At 71.3% G+C, this 16,131-nt stretch carries 15 protein-coding genes; 6 read left to right on the top strand and 9 right to left on the bottom strand.

From position 1 onward, the window contains the following. The first annotated feature begins 239 nt into the window (after positions 1-239). The gene (locus tag ACFHW1_RS07210; protein ID WP_416568119.1) at positions 240-809 is read left to right on the top strand and encodes a DUF4870 domain-containing protein; all 570 of its coding nucleotides are present in this window, start codon (positions 240-242) and stop codon (positions 807-809) included. A gap of 89 nt (positions 810-898) precedes the next feature. Here ACFHW1_RS07210 and hemW read toward each other — a convergent pair whose 3' ends face one another. Beyond that, the gene (gene hemW / locus ACFHW1_RS07205) at positions 899-2,122 is read right to left on the bottom strand and encodes a radical SAM family heme chaperone HemW (protein WP_416554372.1); all 1,224 of its coding nucleotides are present in this window, start codon (positions 2,120-2,122) and stop codon (positions 899-901) included. A 17-nt stretch (positions 2,123-2,139) separates the two neighbouring features. Here hemW and ACFHW1_RS07200 point away from each other — a divergent pair, with 17 nt between their 5' ends. The 3 genes from ACFHW1_RS07200 (at position 2,140) to ACFHW1_RS07190 (ending at position 5,144) form a co-directional block, all read left to right on the top strand. Then, the gene (locus tag ACFHW1_RS07200; protein ID WP_416615107.1) at positions 2,140-2,940 is read left to right on the top strand and encodes an enoyl-CoA hydratase-related protein; all 801 of its coding nucleotides are present in this window, start codon (positions 2,140-2,142) and stop codon (positions 2,938-2,940) included. 151 nt (positions 2,941-3,091) lie between these two features. Beyond that, positions 3,092-3,982 (top strand): hypothetical protein, encoded by an 891-nt coding sequence (locus ACFHW1_RS07195; protein ID WP_416554565.1) that lies wholly within the window; start codon positions 3,092-3,094, stop codon positions 3,980-3,982. Between the two features lie 259 nt (positions 3,983-4,241). Next, on the top strand, positions 4,242-5,144 hold the full coding sequence (locus ACFHW1_RS07190; protein ID WP_416554368.1) for a phytanoyl-CoA dioxygenase family protein: 903 nt from the start codon (positions 4,242-4,244) through the stop codon (positions 5,142-5,144). A gap of 138 nt (positions 5,145-5,282) precedes the next feature. Here ACFHW1_RS07190 and ACFHW1_RS07185 read toward each other — a convergent pair whose 3' ends face one another. From ACFHW1_RS07185 to lepA, 3 genes are all read right to left on the bottom strand, one after another. After that, entirely contained in the window at positions 5,283-5,561 is a 279-nt protein-coding gene (locus ACFHW1_RS07185) for a GlsB/YeaQ/YmgE family stress response membrane protein (protein WP_278170675.1), read from the bottom strand. Between the two features lie 104 nt (positions 5,562-5,665). Continuing rightward, a complete protein-coding gene (locus ACFHW1_RS07180) occupies positions 5,666-6,187 on the bottom strand; it encodes an NUDIX hydrolase (protein WP_416568121.1) in 522 nt (173 codons plus the stop codon). Then, positions 6,184-8,070, bottom strand: a complete 1,887-nt coding sequence (gene lepA / locus ACFHW1_RS07175; RefSeq protein WP_416554364.1) for a translation elongation factor 4 — start codon at positions 8,068-8,070, stop codon at positions 6,184-6,186. Before lepA ends, ACFHW1_RS07180 begins: the two co-directional genes overlap by 4 nt. Positions 8,071-8,270: 200 nt before the next feature. Here lepA and ACFHW1_RS07170 point away from each other — a divergent pair, with 200 nt between their 5' ends. Further along, complete coding sequence (locus ACFHW1_RS07170; protein ID WP_416615105.1) at positions 8,271-9,287, top strand: phosphotransferase family protein; 1,017 nt, start codon at positions 8,271-8,273, stop codon at positions 9,285-9,287. 211 nt (positions 9,288-9,498) lie between these two features. After that, entirely contained in the window at positions 9,499-9,765 is a 267-nt protein-coding gene (rpsT, locus tag ACFHW1_RS07165) for a 30S ribosomal protein S20 (protein ID WP_278170679.1), read from the top strand. A gap of 146 nt (positions 9,766-9,911) precedes the next feature. Here the strand turns inward: rpsT and ACFHW1_RS07160 are convergent, their stop codons facing one another. The 5 genes from ACFHW1_RS07160 to ACFHW1_RS07140 all read right to left on the bottom strand — a co-directional run bounded on the left by ACFHW1_RS07160 (position 9,912) and on the right by ACFHW1_RS07140 (position 16,039). Then, entirely contained in the window at positions 9,912-10,589 is a 678-nt protein-coding gene (locus ACFHW1_RS07160; protein WP_416554360.1) for a hypothetical protein, read from the bottom strand. Beyond that, positions 10,586-11,572 (bottom strand): DNA polymerase III subunit delta, encoded by a 987-nt coding sequence (holA, locus tag ACFHW1_RS07155; protein WP_416554359.1) that lies wholly within the window; start codon positions 11,570-11,572, stop codon positions 10,586-10,588. The genes ACFHW1_RS07160 and holA overlap by 4 nt, the downstream gene beginning before the upstream one ends. 150 nt (positions 11,573-11,722) lie before the next feature. Beyond that, a complete protein-coding gene (locus ACFHW1_RS07150; protein WP_416554357.1) occupies positions 11,723-14,182 on the bottom strand; it encodes a ComEC/Rec2 family competence protein in 2,460 nt (819 codons plus the stop codon). Then, positions 14,179-14,844 carry a helix-hairpin-helix domain-containing protein gene (locus tag ACFHW1_RS07145; RefSeq protein ID WP_416554563.1) on the bottom strand — a complete coding sequence of 222 codons (666 nt, stop codon included), beginning with the start codon at positions 14,842-14,844 and terminating at the stop codon, positions 14,179-14,181. The genes ACFHW1_RS07150 and ACFHW1_RS07145 overlap by 4 nt, the downstream gene beginning before the upstream one ends. Before the next feature lie 334 nt (positions 14,845-15,178). Then, positions 15,179-16,039 (bottom strand): DegV family protein, encoded by an 861-nt coding sequence (locus ACFHW1_RS07140; protein ID WP_416615103.1) that lies wholly within the window; start codon positions 16,037-16,039, stop codon positions 15,179-15,181. Positions 16,040-16,131 lie beyond the last annotated feature (92 nt).

The following is a 16,131-nucleotide window of genomic DNA, read 5'->3' as shown; positions in this document are numbered from 1 at the left end:
CCGGGCCGGCGATGATCAGTTCGCCGGGCGGGGGCGTACCGGGCGATATGTCACCAAGCGCACTCACCCGGGTCGGATCGGTCGGCCGGCGGGGCTCCGCAAGCCGGCCGGCGGGCCAGAGAAGCCGGCCGGCGGGCCCCACACAAGCCGACCGACCAGCGGAGACGGCCTGCCCGGACGGGAAAATCGTCGGCGGGGCTAACTGGCGCGGCTTGATCCCTCCCCCTACCGTGTCGGGCATGACTGAACCACCTCGCCCACCAGGGGAGAACGGTCCCGGCGGCATGCCGCAGGACCCCAACTCCCCGCCGCCACCTCCAGCGTCCTACTCGATGCCGGGCGAGGCCTCCTCTCCCGGATACCCCCCGCAGCCCGGCGGCGCGAGCCCGCCCCCCGGCGGATACCCCCCGCCCGGCGGTTTTCCGCCTGGCGGTCCGGCGTACGGAGGTCAACCCCCGTCCGGTTACGCCACCAACGACGACAAGACCTGGGCGCTGATCGCCCACTTCGGTGGCGCCCTGGGCGCGTTCATCAGCTTCGGGCCGCTCGGCTTCGTCGGCCCGCTGATCGCCTACCTGGTCAAGGGTCAGCAGTCACCGGCCGTACGGGCGCACGCGCTGGCCGCGCTCAACTTCCAGATCCTCTGGTCGGCGATCGCCTTCGTGCTGCTCTTCATCAGCTGGTGCCTGCTGTTCATCCCCAGCCTGGTGGTGTTCGCGATCCAGATCATCTTCGGGATCATCGCGGGCGTGAAGGCCAACGAGGGGACGCTGTACAAGTACCCGATGTCCGCCAATTTCATCAAGTGACGCCGCTCGCCCCCGGATCCGTAACCGGCTCCGGGGGCGTCACGGTGGTGACAACGGGCCATCCCACGGAGAGTCGCCCAGCAGCGGTTTCACGGCAGCAGGTCCCGCACGACCGCGTCGGCCAGCAGCCGACCGCGCAGGGTCAGCACCGCCTGCCCGGCGGCGAGTGCGCCGGGGTCGAGCAACCCGTCGTCGCCGGCCCGGCGGGCCGCGACCCGGCCGGCCGGGGCCAGTCGCGTCAGCGGCAGCCCACTGGCCAGACGCAACCCCAGCATCACCTCTTCGACCTGCTGCTCGGTGCCGGTGAGCAGTTCCCGGCCGTGGCCGGGCGACCGGCCGGCGGCCAGCCGCTCGGCGTACGACCGGGGATGCCGCACGTTCCACCAGCGGACCCCGCCGACGTGGCTGTGCGCCCCCGGCCCGAGCCCCCACCAGTCGCCGCCGGTCCAGTACAACAGGTTGTGCCGGCACCGGCCGGCGGCCGAGCGGGCCCAGTTCGACACCTCGTACCAGTCGAATCCGGCGCCGGACAGGGCCGATTCGGCGGCGAGGTAGCGGTCGGCGGCGACGTCGTCGTCGGGATACGGCAGTTCGCCGCGCCGCATCCGGGCCGCCAACCGGGTGCCGTCCTCGACGATCAGCGCGTACGCGCTGACGTGGTCCACCCCGGCCGCCACCGCCGCCGCCAGCGACTCGTCGAAGTCCGCCGCGCTCTCCCCCGGCGTACCGTAAATCAGGTCGAGATTGACATGCTCGAATCCGGCCTCCCGGGCCTCCCGGGCGGCGGTGACCGCGCGCCCGGGCGCGTGCCGGCGGTCCAGCACGGCGAGCACCGCCGCCGCGGTCGACTGCATGCCGAGCGACACCCTGGTGTAGCCGGCGGCCCGCAGCGCCCGCAGCGACGCCGGGGTCACCGACTCCGGGTTGGCCTCGGTGGTGACCTCCGCGTCGGCGGCCAGCCCCCAGGTGGCGTCGATCGCGTCGAGCAGCCGGGCCAGCGCGTCGGCCGGCAGCAGGCTCGGCGTGCCGCCGCCGACGAAGACCGTGTCCACCTGCTGTGGCGGGCGGGCGGCCAGGACCTTCGCGGCCAGTTCCAGCTCGGCCAGCACGGCGTCCAGGTACTCGCCGATCGGCGCGCTGCCGCCGAGTTCGGCGGGCGTGTACGTGTTGAAGTCGCAGTAGCCGCAGCGGGTGGCGCAGAACGGCACGTGCAGATAGACCCCGAAGCCGCGCCGGCCGCTGCGGGCGAGCGCGGACGGCGGCAGCGCCCCGTCGGCGGGCACCGGCGTACCGGCGGGTGGTGCTTTCGGCATGGGACTAGTGTGCCGGCATGGATGAGCCCCGACCCACCAGGTCCGCGCAGCCACTGATCCGTACGGCCACCGCCGCCGGGATCGCCACCCTGACCCTGGACAGCCCGGGCAACCGCAACGCGCTGTCCACCCCGTTGATGACCGAACTACTCGCCGGCCTGGCCGAGGCGGTCGCCGACCCGCAGGTCCGGGTGGTGGTGCTGAGCCACACCGGTCCGGTCTTCTGCTCCGGCGCCGATCTGAAGGAGACCGCCGAGGCGTACGCGACCCGGCGGGTACCGGTCGGGATGCTCGGCGACGTACTGGCGGCGCTCTGGGAGTGCCCCAAGCCGGTGGTGGCCCGGGTCGGCGGCTCGGCGCGGGCCGGCGGGCTGGGGCTGATCGCCGCGGCCGACATCGCGATCTGCGACGCGGCGGCCACCTTCGCCTTCACCGAGGTACGACTCGGAGTGGTCCCGGCTGTGATCTCCGCCACTGTGCTGCGCCGGCTGCAGCCGCGGGCAGCGGCGCAGCTGTACCTCACCGGTGAGCTGTTCGACGGTGCCCGGGCGGCGCAGATCGGTCTGGTCAGCGCCGCCGTACCGGCCGGGGAGTTGGACCCCGCGGTGACGGCGAGCTGCGCTGCACTGGTCCGGGGCGCCCCGGACGCCCTGGCCGGCACCAAGCAGCTGCTCCGCCGCACTCCGGCGGCGGAAATCCGGGCCGATACGGCCGAACTGCGTGAGCTTTCCACCGGATACTTCCTCTCCGAAGAGGGCCGCGAGGGCGTACGGGCGTTCCGCGACAAACGCGACCCGAGCTGGCTGCCGGGGCGGTGACCATGGATAGTCGCCCCGAAACGGGGTATCTCCGGCGTAAGGGGTCGAGGCGTACGGCGTAAGGGCCGGCGTACGACAAGTGCGGGACCCGCTCCCGCTGGACGACACAACCGTCCCTGGTGTACCAAAGGTCCCAGCAACACGCGTGGGGGTGACGGTGCGGGCTCGGACGGTGCTGGTGCTGGTCGCCGTGCTGGCGGCAATCGCCCTGTTGGGCGGGGTCGGCCTGGGCCGGTGGATCGGCGATTTCGCGTTGCCCGGTGGCTGGCGGGGCTGCACGGTCAAGCTGCCCGACTCCATGCCCGGGGCTGGCGACAGCCAACTGCGTCGGGTGTCGCTCGATCCGGAGCAGATGGCGAATGCCGCGACGATCGCGGCGATCGGGGTGCAGCGGGGGCTGCCGCCCCGTGCCGTGGTGGTGGCGCTAGCGACCGGGTTCCAGGAGTCCAAGCTGCGCAACCTGACCGGCGGCGACCGAGATTCGGTCGGGTTGTTCCAGCAGCGGCCCAGCCAGGGGTGGGGCACGGTCGAGCAGATCCGCGACACCAGGTTCGCGACGAACGCGTTCTACGCCGGCCTGGAACGGGTCCGGGGTTGGCAGGACATGCGGGTCACCGACGCCGCGCAGGCCGTCCAGCGGTCGGCCTTCCCCGAGGCGTACGAGAAGTGGACTGACGAGTCGCAGGTGCTCACCGTGGCGCTGCTCGGCGAGGCCACCGGCGCGGTTGCCTGCACGGTGACCCGGGATCCGGTGATGCGGGGCGCCGAGGCGACGGCGGCGCTCACCGACGGACTGCGGCTGGACTGGGGCGGCCTGGAGTCACTGCTACCGGCGTCCAACACGCCATCGCTGAGCGTCCCGGTGGAGAACACGCAGGTCGGGTGGCGATATGCACACTGGCTCGTATCCCATGCCACTGATCATGGCGTCAAAAGGGTCACGTTCGGCGATCAGGAATGGACTGCGATAGGCGGCAGTTGGTCGTCGATTTCCGGCGGGGACATCGAGACCGGGCGGGTGATGGTGGAGGTCTTCGCCTGACGTCGACAACCGGTCCCCTGGTTGCATATCTTGACCGACTGCTAGCGCAATATACGGCAAATTGTGCAATCCGGACATTTTGCGCGGTGAACCTGTACCGAAAGCGCATGTCCCGACACCTCACGTGCAGTCGGCTGTGGCCGACCACGCGGTCCGCGAATTGCTGACAATCGGTCCGGGCGGGCCGGCCGAGAGGCGGGCTAGGATCGGCATCCGCCAGGCCCGAAAAAGGGCGCACCACCGACAGGACGGGAAAGCTGTGTTCGATTACGGCGGGCGGACCGGTTACGAAGCGATCAGCGACATCGACCTCAAGGAGTTCCACGAGCAGGGCTTCCTCCTGCTGCGCAACGTGCTGACCGAGGACCACCGGGCGGCACTCGAGGCCACGGTCGACCGGGTGTACGCCGAGGAAAAGGCCGCCGGCAGGACCACCGCCGACGGCACCCTGCACCTGCTGGGCTTCCTGGACCGCGACGAACTCTTCGGCGACCTGCTCACCCATCCGATCGCGTTCCCCTACATGTGGGGGCTGGCCGGCTGGAACATCTACACCCACCACAACCACCTCGACGTCACCCCACCGGCGCTGGAGCCGGAGAAGCCGTACTGGGGGTGGCACCAGGACGGCTACCGGCAGAACTCCGACCCGGAGACGATGGACCCGAACCTGCCCCGGCCGATGTTCTCGCTGAAGGTGGCCTACGTCCTGTCCGACCTGTCGGAGACCGGCCGCGGCGCCACCAAGGTGATCCCCGGCAGCCACCTGCGCAACTCGCTGCCCCGCCCGACGGACCTCACCGTGCACAACCCGGATCCCGAAGGCACGGTCGAGATCACCGCGAACCCGGGCGACGCGTTCATCTTCGACCGCCGGCAGTGGCACTCCCGGTCGACCAACCTGTCCACGATCACCCGCAAGATGCTGTTCATCGGGTACACGTACCGCTGGATCCGCCCGCTGGACGAGTTGCATGTCGACAAGGACGGCCAGTGGTGGGCGAACCGGACGCCGGTGCAGCGACAACTGCTCGGCGAAGGCACCCACACCGCCAACTACTGGGGCATCAACTGGGACGGCTACATCGACGACGAGATCCCGCTCCGTAAGGAACTCAAGGAGCGTGGGCTGCTCGACCGCAGCATCCCCTGGCTGCGCTGATCTGCGGCAAACCGGGTCCGTCGTCGGCGCCCATCCCCGCACAGGCGGGGCGGGCGCCGACGACGGACCCGGTGCCGTCAGCTGTCGATCGCGCGGCCAGTCCGTCGGCCCGACCGCTCGGCCAGTCGACCCGGCCAGTCAGTACCGGCTCATGCTGCGCCGGCCACCGACCCCGACGACCAGCGCCACACCGACCGCAGCCAGAATCACCTGCACGAAGAACTCCCGCCAGTCGAAGCCGGCGGTGCTGGCGAAGCCGCCGGCACGGGCGATGACGGTGCCCAGCAGGGCGGCGCCGACGCCGATCAGCATGGTCAGCCAGATCGGGATGTTCTGCTTGCCCGGCACGACCAGGCGGCCGAGCGCACCGATGATGAGGCCGACGATGAGAGCGGTGATGATGCCCATTACGGTCATTTTTTATCCTCCTTGTCGGAGATGTCGTGTTGTCCTTGGTGACCGCTAAGTTCCCGGCCATCGCGACAACCAAACCGATTCACCTCCGCCGACGATCAACCGCGTCAACGTCTGAAGGATGCCGCCACGTCCCGTACCGCCGCGTCCATGGTCGCGAAGGCCAACGGCGGCGGCTCGGCGAGGGCGAACCAACCGCACTCGGTGGCCTCGGCCGAGTCGAGTCGGACCCGGTCGCCGGCAAGGGTGGCCAGGAAGAAGCACTCCAGCACGCTCAACGTCTCGTCCTGGAACTCGTACTCACCCAGGTAGAGACCGACCAGCGCACCGAGCTCGACCTCGACGCCCAACTCCTCCCGGCACTCGCGCAGCGCTGCCGACCGGGGGTGTTCCGCCCCGTCGCAGAACCCGCCAGGAGTTTCCCACTGACCGGCCCGGGGCGGCTTGGCCCGCCGGATGGCCAGGAACCGGGTCCGGGCCGGGTTGGTCACCACCACGTTCACGGTCGGCCGGGAATTCTGGAACAGCTGGTAGCGGCAGCCACCGCAGCGCACCGGCGGCGGACCGGGAAGCCCGGCCCCGCACCGTGGGCAGTACGCCGCGCTCGGTCCGTACCCACGGGGGATCACCGCTTGCCACCGGACTTCCCGTCCGAGCCACCGCCGTCCGAGGTGGACAAGGCCGCGATGAACGCTTCCTGCGGCACCTCCACCCGGCCGACCATCTTCATCCGCTTCTTGCCCTCTTTCTGCTTCTCCAGCAGCTTGCGCTTGCGGCTGATATCGCCGCCATAGCACTTGGCCAGCACGTCCTTGCGGATCGCCCGGATCGTCTCCCGGGCGATCACCCGACTGCCGATCGCCGCCTGGATCGGCACCTCGAACTGCTGGCGCGGGATGAGGTTGCGCAGCTTGGCGGCGATCGTCGTGCCGTAGCTGTACGCCTTGTCCTTGTGCACGATCGCGCTGAACGCGTCCACCGGCTCACCGTGCAGCAGGATATCCACCTTGACCAGGTCCGACGGCTGCTCGCCGGAGGGCTCGTAATCGAGCGAGGCGTAGCCCTTGGTGCGGCTCTTCAACTGGTCGAAGAAGTCGAAGATGATCTCGGCGAGCGGCAGCGTGTAGCGCAGCTCGACCCGGTCGGCGGAGAGGTAGTCCATGCCCTGCAACGAGCCGCGCCGCCCCTGACACAGCTCCATCACCGCGCCGACGTAGTCGTTCGGGGTCAGTACGGTGGCCCGGACCACCGGCTCGTGCACCTCGGCGATCTTGCCGGTCGGGTATTCGCTCGGGTTGGTGACGGTGGCCGTCTCGCCGTCCTCCATCACCACCCGGTAGACCACGTTCGGGGCGGTCGAGATCAGGTCGAGGTTGAACTCCCGCTCCAGCCGCTCCCGGATGATCTCCAGGTGCAGCAGTCCGAGGAAGCCGCAGCGGAACCCGAAGCCGAGCGCGCCGGACGTTTCCGGCTCGTAGGTCAACGCCGCGTCGTTGAGCTTCAGTTTGTCCAGCGCCTCGCGCAGCGCCGGGTAGTCGGAACCGTCGATCGGATACAGCCCGGAGTACACCATCGGCCGGGGATCCTTGTAGCCGCCGAGCGGCTCGGCCGCCGGCCGGCCGTTGATGGTGACGGTGTCCCCCACCCGGGACTGCCGGACGTCCTTCACCCCGGTGATCAGGTAACCGACCTCGCCGACACCGAGCCCGGTCGCCTTGATCATCTCGGGTGAGATCACCCCGATCTCCAGCAGCTCGTGGGTCGCGCCGGTGGACATCATTTTGATCCGGTCGCGGGCCTCGATCCGCCCGTCAATCACCCGGACGTAGGTCACCACCCCCCGGTAGACGTCGTACACCGAGTCGAAGATCATGGCCCGCGCCGGTGCCGCCGCGTCACCGACCGGCGGGGTGAACTGGCGGACGATCTCATCGAGCAGGTACGAAACACCTTCGCCGGTCTTGCCGGAGACCCGGATGCAGTCGGCCGGATCGCCGCCGATCAGATGCGCCAGCTCCTCGGCGTACTTCTCTGGCTGCGCCGCCGGCAGGTCGATCTTGTTGAGCACCGGGATGATGTGCAGGTCGTTCTCCAGCGCCAGGTAGAGATTGGCCAGCGTCTGGGCTTCGATCCCCTGCGCCGCGTCGACCAGCAGCACCGCGCCCTCGCACGCGGCGAGTGAGCGGGACACCTCGTAGGTGAAGTCGACGTGCCCCGGGGTATCGATCATGTTGAGCACGGCCGACTCGCCCTGGCGTTCACCGGCTCGGATCGTCCAGGGCATCCGTACCGCCTGGCTCTTGATCGTGATGCCGCGTTCCCGTTCGATGTCCATCCGGTCCAGGTACTGGGCCCGCATCTGGCGCGGGTCGACCACCTCGGTGAGCTGGAGCATCCGGTCGGCGAGGGTCGACTTGCCGTGGTCGATGTGCGCGATGATGCAGAAGTTCCGGATGCTGCCGGGTTCGGTGGCACCGGGGGCGTTCACGCCGGAATCGGGCGTCGGAGGCACGGTGGTCCGTTCTGCTGGGCTGGAGTCCGTCGTCTCAGCCGGCGTCGCCGGCCGCAACCTATGTTCCCACGCCCCGATCGTCGGGGTGCCCATGCCCACCACTGGGCCACCACCTAGCGCGGCTGCCAACGCCGGATGCCGGCCGGGTGCCGCTGCCGGGGTTCGTGGCGGCGACGCGGCAGGATGGAGGGGTGGCTACAGTGCGGTTGCCCGCTATCCGGTATGACGCGACATCGGTTCGACCCGCCTGGGCGGACCTTCCACCCGATCTGCGCGCGGCGATCTGCGGTCGGCTCGGCAGCCCGGTGACCTGGGCGACCAGCGCCGGCGGCGGCTTCACCCGGGGCTTCGCCGCGACCCTGACCACCTCCGCCGGCGAGCGGGTGTTCGTCAAGGCCGCGTCGTTGGTTGAGCAGCGACACCTCAGCGACTGGTACGCCCGCGAGGCGGCGCTGACGGGGGAACTGCCGGCCCAGGTAGCGGCGGCCAGGCCGCGGTGGACACTCACCACCGCCGGCTACTTCGTACTCTGTCTCGACTCGGTCGACGGCCGGATGCCGGCGCTTCCCTGGGCTCCGACCGAGCTCGACGCGGCCCTGGCCAGTTGGGCTGGCGCGGCCCACGCCCTGCGCCGGCCGCCGGCCGGACTGGTCAATATCGGTCTGCCCCGGCTGGCCGACCTGGCCAGCGCCGACCTGGCCTGGTGGCAGGAGATAGCCGCCGGCCGGGAAGCCATGCCGGTGTTCGACACCGACACCGACACCGATGGGCTGCTCCGGCGGCACCTGCCAGAGCTGGCGTCGCTGGAGGCGGACCTTCCCCGCCTGGTGTCCGACGACGCGGTCATCCACGGCGACCTGCGCCTCGACAACCTGCTGATCGACCGGACCGGGATGGCGTGGATCTGCGACTGGACCTGGGTGTGTCACGGTCCCGCCTGGTTCGACACGACGAGCCTGCTGGTCACCGCATTCGCCAGTGGTCTCGACGCGGACACGCTGTTCGCCCGGCACCCGACTGCGGTCGACGCGCCGCCCGGCGGGCTGGACGCGGCGCTGGCGGCGCTCTCCGGCTACTGGCTGACCCAGGCGTCCGCCGGGCCCACCGGCGCCTCCCCGCACGTCCGCGCCCACCAGCGGTTCAGCGGGGAGACGGCGCTGGCCTGGCTGGCCGCCCGGCGCGGTTGGCCCGGCCCGTTTTGGCCGGCGCACCGGTGAGCTGGTAGCCTTGCCCTTCGCGCGTGGCGACACGCGCCGCCAGCATGCATCCCGGTTGTCGGGCCCGGCTATCCGCCGGACTCCCGATATCTGTCCGGACCGGCCACTGCGCCGGACCCGGTCACCGGGATGACTCGGGCGGCCGCGTACGCCACAGGCGGATTGTCATTTTGGTCGTTTCGATTTCGGATGAGCAGGGCGAGGCTGTCGCGTGGCGAACATCAAGTCCCAAATCAAGCGCAACCGGCAGAACGAGAAGCGTCGGCTGCGGAACAAGTCGGTCAAGTCGGCGCTGAAGACCGCCGTCCGCAAGTTCAACGAGGCCAACGCGAACGGCGACACCGAGCAGGCTGCCGCGCTGATGCGGGAGGCCAGCCGCAAGCTCGACAAGGCCGTCAGCAAAGGCGTGATTCACAAGAACCAGGCGGCGAACCGCAAGTCCGCGATCGCCAAGCGCCTGCAGTCGATCGGCTCCTGACGATCCCGTTCCCACCGACCAGCCGACCTCGCGGATCAGCCGACCCGCGAGGTCGGCTGGTCCGTTTCGGGAGACCGATGCCACCAGCTGGCTCCGACCCATCCGACCCAGCGGAGCTGCGCCAGTCCCGACCCAACTGGTTTACGTCACTCGGGTACCGGTGGTTGGTGCTCGCTGAGCTGACCGGTGTGGACCACGTCCAGCAGCACTGTCGGCGCGGCAAGCGCAGCAGCGGTCGCGGCCGTAGGGCTGGGCGGGACGGTCTGCAGGAGTACCGTCGGCGCCGCGAGGGCCGCACAGGTCGCCGCTGACGCGGTAGCCGTCGCTGCGGTCGCCTCGACGTGGGCACCGCCGATCCGCCTGATCCGGATACCGGGACCAATCTGGACACCGGAGCCGGTCTGGATGCCGGGGACGGCGCTGCCGGCCGGAAACGCCGGGCCGGTCCGGATCCCGGTAAACGACCGTACGGGCTGCCCGACCGCCGGGACCACCTCGCGGCGGAACATCTCCCGTTCCCGCTCGGGGACCAGCTCCGCCGACCGCTCGACCGCACCGGCGACCAGATCGTTGATTTTCACCATGACGGCCACCGCGACCGGCAGGACCAGCATGCCCCACCAGGGGATCAGTTCCGCCAGGGCGAGCAGCCCGCCCAGTACGAAGCTGCCCTCAAAGAAGGCCAGACAGGTCAACCCGCTGGGCTGCACGTACCGGAGCCGCAGCGCCCGGGCGTAGAGCGGCGGCAACTCGTCCTCGACGGCATCCTGCTCGTCGGCCGGGTTCTGATGGTCACGCGGCTCCCGATGGTCGCGACCGCTCACCGCTGATCACCACCGCTGCGACGGGCCTGCGCGACCGCGACAACGGCCCGCTCCAGCGCGTAGTCCCGGTCGTCCGACCCGCCCTTGACATCGGCATTGCACCGCGCCGCCGCGTGCATGGCATCGACCAGGCCTCCCGCACTCCAGCCCCGGCTCTGCCGTTGCGCACGCTCGATCTTCCACGCGGGCATGCCGAGACTGCTCGCCAGCTGGTACGGGCTCCCCCGACCGGCGGATGCGACCCGGGCCACGGTACGGATGCCGTCGGCGAGCGCGTCGGCGATCGGCACCGGATCTACTCCGACGTGCAGGGCCCACCGCAGTGCTTCCAGGGCTCCCGGCACGTCGCCGATGATCGCCGCGTCGGCCACGGTGAATCCGCTCACTTCGGCACGACCCCGGTAGTACCGGGCCACGGTCGCCGCGTCGACCCGGCCGCCCGTGTCGGCCAGCAGTTGGGTGCAGGCCGCAGACAGCTCCCGCAGGTCGTTGCCGACCGCGGCGAGTAACGCCTCGGCGGCGTCGTCGGTGCACCTGCCGCCGGCGCGCCGGAACTCGTCGCGGACGAAGGCGACCCGTTCCCGGTGCCCCTTGAGCTTGGCCGCCGGCACCACGGTCGCCCCGGCCGACCGCAGCCCGTCGGCGAAGGCCTTCCCCTTGGCACCGCCCGCGTGGGTGACCAGCAGCGTCACGTCCGGATCGGGTTGCCTCGCGTATCCGAGCAACGCGGCGGTCAGGTCCTTTCGGGCATCCTGGCCGCTGCGCAGGACGAGCAGTCGCCGACCGCCGAACAGGGACGGGCTGAGCATCTCGGCGACCTCGCCGGCGCTGACCGCGCCCGCCTCGTACTCCCGGACGTCGGCGTCGGGATCGGTGGACCGGGCAGCCTGGACGGCTTCCGTCACAGCCCGAGTGACCAGAAGTTCCTCGTCACCGAGCACGAGTACCACGGCGGGCGGGGCGGCAATTTTCACGCCCGCCATAGTCGCACGGGTCGTAGCACCGAGATCAACCCCCAATTTTTCGCTGAGTAGTCGTTCGATCACCCTCCGATAATAGGGACATTTGTCGGCGAGCTGTTACGAACGACACCGGAACATCCCAGTTGACTGTGGTGTTCCGTCCCACCCGGATCAGCCGCTACGGGCGTTGGCGTCAGCTCTCCGGTGGGAGACCGCGAGCCCGCCGTCACGCCATACCACCGCGAGATCACCGTCGACATCGGTCCGCAGCACCCGCGCTCCCCGCGCCGACAACCGGGCGAGCACTCCCGGATCCGGATGTCCGTACCGGTTGTCGGCACCGACCGGCACCACCGCAACCCTGGGTGCCACTGCGTCCAGGAAGCCGACATCCTGGAAGGCCGACCCGTGGTGGGCTACTTTGAGCACGTCCGCCCGCAGTCCGGCCGCCCCGAACCGGTCCAGTAGCGCTTCCTGCGATTCGTGCTCGGCGTCACCGGTCAACAGGATCCGTACACCATCCACGACGGCCAGCAGCATCAGGGAGTTGTTGTTCGGATCGGACCTGGTCCCGATGAACGGCTCGGTGGGACCGAGCACCGTCAGCTCGACCGGGCCGCGACGGTAGCTCCAGCCAGGCGAAACCGGTCCGACCGCGACGCCTCGGGCCGCCGCCGCCAACTGCACCGCGTCCCGGCCGGCAGCCGGCTCCGGCCACCCGGTAGTCGCCACCGCCGAGACCAGACGGTGCCGCAGGACACCCTCGACGCCAGCTACATGGTCGGCGTGGAAATGACTGATCACCAACAGCGGCACTCGGCTGATGCCGAGACGACGCAGGCACCGGTCGGCCGCAGCCGGGTCCGGGCCGGCGTCGACGACCACAGCGGACCGGGCACCGGCGGGTAGCACCACCACGTCCCCCTGGCCCACCGCACAGACCGCGACCACCCAGCCATCCGGTGGCCAGCCCGACGCGGCGAGCCGCACCGGCAGCGCCCCGACCACGGCTCCGACCGCCACCACCGCCAGCACTCGACGGGCGAACCCGTGGCGGGCCAGGACCAGCACGACGACCGTCAACGCGGCGAGGGACAGCGCACCGAACGCCCCGTCCGGCCACGGCAGCGACCCCCCGGGAACCCGCGCCCCGTATCGGGCCACCGTCACCAGCCACCAGGCTGGCCAGTGACTGAGCCAGGCGAGCAGCTCGGCACCGCCCGGCCAGACCGGTGAGACGACGGCTGTCGCCACCCCGAGCACCGTCGCCGGGGCGATCGCTGGCACCACGAGCAGGTTGGCGGGGACCGCGACCAGGCTGATCAGCCCGGACAGGCCGGCGACGACCGGGGTGCAGGCCAGCTGCGCCGCCGCCGGGATCGCCAACGCGTCCGCCAGCGGAGCGGGAACGCCACGAACCACCATCGCGTCCCGCCAGCCGGGTGCGAACAGCAGCAGACCACCGGTCGCCAATACAGACAGGGCGAACCCCGCGTCCGAGGCCAGCTCCGGATCGACCACGACCAGGACGGCCACGGTCGCGCCGAGCGCGGGCAACGCCGCCCGCCGACGTCCGGTCGCCAGCGCGAGCAGCCCGACTGCACCCATCACCCCGGCCCGTACCACACTGGGCGAGGGACGGGCCAGGATCACGAAGCCGACCAGCGCCACGGCGCACGCGACCGCAGTCAGGCCGGGACCAGCCCGACACCAGCGCATCCCGAGCAGGACGAAACCGACGACGACCGCGACGTTGGAACCACTCACCGCGACGAGATGGGTCAGCCCGGTCGCCCGGAAGTCCTCCTCCACCGCAGGATCCAGCCGGCTGGTGTCGCCGACGACGAGACCGGGCAACAGGCCACCGGGCTGGTCTGGCAACGGCTCGCAGGCGCGCTGCAGGCCCGACCGCAAAACACCGGCCGCCCGCTGCGTCCAGATGGAGGACCCGACCGGCGTCGGGTCCTCCCCGGTGGACAGCACGGCTGCAGTCAGATCACCACCGCGTGGTGGCGCCAACCGGCCGGCGACCCGCACCCGCTGCCCGGGCAGCAGCCCGTCCCAGGCATTGCTGGTGCCGAGAACGAGCAACCGCACCGGACCGACCAGCCGACCCGCGACGCCGTGGTCGGGCCGGACGGCCGGCGAGCCGGACAGGCCAGCCAGCCGGACCGGCACCAGCCACAGCGGCGGTCCCGCCACCGCCGACCTGACCCGTCGAGGATCATCGCGGATCACCAGCTCCGCAGTGACCGCCGCACGGTCGTCGACCAGTGCCGCAAGCGGCCCGGCGTCGCGCGCCGCCACCCGTGCGCCGGCAGCGGCGGCACCGCAGACGACCCCGAGCACCACCGCCATGGCCAGCCAGCCGTACGCGTGCATCCATCTGGTCAGCCGGGGCAGGTCGGAGTCGTTGCCGGGCCGCCGGGCCGCCCGGCTGCGGCCGGTGCCCGTACCCCTGGTCAGGTAGACGCCGAGCAGGCCGACCAGCGTCACGCCACCGATGACCAGTGCCACCGCCAGTACAGCCGTGCCGCACACCACAGCGAAGGCGGCCAGCCAGCAGGCCACCGCGAATCCGGCCAGCCGCAGATCCGGCGGCCCGACCCGGTTGTCGCCGGATGCCTTCACACCGTCACCAGCCCACGCAGCTGGTCGAATCGCGCGTCGCCGATACCGCTGACCTTGCGCAGGTCGTTGACGGACGCAAACCCGCCTACCCGCTCGCGATGATCGATGATTCGCTGGGCGAGCACCGGGCCGACCCCCGGCAGCGTCTCCAACTGCTGCTGGCTGGCGGCGTTCAGGTCGACCTTGCCGGTCCCACCCGGCTGGCCGGCGGCAGGGGCAGGCCCGGTCACGGCTCCCGGCGGCGGGGTGACCCCGACCACGACGAGCTCGCCGTCCTGAACCGGGCGGGCCAGATTGAGCCAGGCGACGTCGGTGTCGGGCAGTGCACCACCGGCCGCTTCCAGGGCATCGGCCACCCGGGAACCTGCCGGCAGGGTCACCAGACCTGGCCGGTGGACCCGACCGGTCACCGCGACGATCAGCTGTGTCGGTCCACCGGTACCGGTCGTCCCGGGTCCAGCCGCAGCGGGACGGCCCTCAGGACCCGGCCCACCGGCCGCGGCCGGCACCGGGGCGGTCTGGGCCGGGACGCCGTCGGCGGACGGCACCGGCTCGACCCGGGGTCGAGCCCGCCAGGCGAGCAGCGCGGCGACGGCGACCACCACGACAGCCACGGCGGCGAGTGCCCGTACTCCCCGCCGGCCAGGGTCGAAGGCGGGCAGCCGGGCGGCCGCCCCGGAGAAGGCCGGGCCGTCGAGGTCGAGTGGGTCGCCCGATCCGACCGGATCTCCGCGGTCGCGGTCGGCCGGACCGCTGCGGCCGGTCGGCTCCCCGTGGTCGTGGCCGGTCGGCCGGTCGTGGTCTACCGGCGCCCGTAGGCCGCCACCGGCGTGGGTCAGCAGGGCCAGCCGCCGCTGGACGGTGTCGTCGTCGGTCACGTGCAGAAGCTATGCCGCCGGCCAGGACGGCGGACCGGGCTGCGGGCCGGGCTGTGGACGACCGGCGCGTTGTGGACGATGCCCCGTACCGGACCCGGATCTTGCTATGGGCCGGCGGTCAGAAGCCCGCCTGCCGGTGCACCACGACCGAGAGCAGACCGGGGCCGGCGTGTGCCGTCACCACCGCCCCGATCTGCGCCACGTGCACGTCCTGCAGCCGGTCACCCAGCCGGGAGGTCAGTTCCGCACACAGGGCGGCGGCCCGGTCTGGATCGTCGAGATGGTGTACGGCGACATCGACCCGCGACGCGTCGCCGGCCGCGAGACAGGCGAGGTCGACCAGCTTGGCCAGGGCACGGGCGGCGGTGCGTACCTTGTCGCGCAGCACGATGTGGCCGTCCTGCACCCGCAGGATCGGCTTGACCGCCAGCGCCGTACCGAGCAGCGCGGACGCTGCCGTGATCCGACCGCCGCGCCGCAGATGCTCCAACGTGTCGACGTAGAAGAAGGTTCGGGTGCGCGCCGCTGCGGCGGTCGCGGCGGCGCTGACCTCGGCCAGGTCACCCCCGGTGGCCGCCACCGTCGCCGCAGCGAGCGCCGGGAAGCCGAGCCCCATGCCGGTCGAGCCGCTGTCCACCACCGCGACCCGGTCCGGGCCGGTCTGCCGGGCGGCCAGTTCGGCGGCCGCGACCGTGCCGGACAGCCCGGCCGACAGGTGCACCGACACGACCCCGGAGCTACCGGCACCCAGCAGTCGCCGGTACGTCTCGGCGAACTGCTCGGGCGCGGGTCGCGAGGTGCTGACCGTCGACCGCCGCACGGTCAACGCGTGGGCCACCTCGGTCGGGGTCAGATCGAGGCCTTCCCGGCGTTCGACGCCGTCGACCAGCACGGTCAGCGGCACCACCGTGAGGTGGTGCCGCTGCGCCAGATCGGCCGGCAGGTAGGCGGTGGAGTCGGTCACGACCGCGACGGACATGCCGGCACGCTAGCTGATCGTCGGTAATCGTGCCGGGTCAGGCCACCGGTGGGGTCGGACCGGCTGTCGGATAAGCCGGCGATCAGGTCGGA

Source organism: Micromonospora sp. LOL_014 (assembly GCF_048060245.1).
GTDB lineage: Bacteria > Actinomycetota > Actinomycetes > Mycobacteriales > Micromonosporaceae > Micromonospora_E.
This window is presented reverse-complemented; position numbering and strand designations above follow the sequence as displayed.

What these genes read in the sequence shown, in the direction of transcription:
- ACFHW1_RS07210 (WP_416568119.1), top strand. Translation starts at nt 240, where the DNA reads ATGACTGAACCACCTCGCCCACCAGGGGAGAACGGTCCCGGCGGCATG.
- ACFHW1_RS07140 (WP_416615103.1), bottom strand. Translation starts at nt 16,039, where the DNA reads ATGTCCGTCGCGGTCGTGACCGACTCCACCGCCTACCTGCCGGCCGAT.
- hemW (WP_416554372.1), bottom strand. Translation starts at nt 2,122, where the DNA reads ATGCCGAAAGCACCACCCGCCGGTACGCCGGTGCCCGCCGACGGGGCG.
- ACFHW1_RS07185 (WP_278170675.1), bottom strand. Translation starts at nt 5,561, where the DNA reads ATGACCGTAATGGGCATCATCACCGCTCTCATCGTCGGCCTCATCATC.
- ACFHW1_RS07200 (WP_416615107.1), top strand. Translation starts at nt 2,140, where the DNA reads ATGGATGAGCCCCGACCCACCAGGTCCGCGCAGCCACTGATCCGTACG.
- holA (WP_416554359.1), bottom strand. Translation starts at nt 11,572, where the DNA reads ATGGCGGGCGTGAAAATTGCCGCCCCGCCCGCCGTGGTACTCGTGCTC.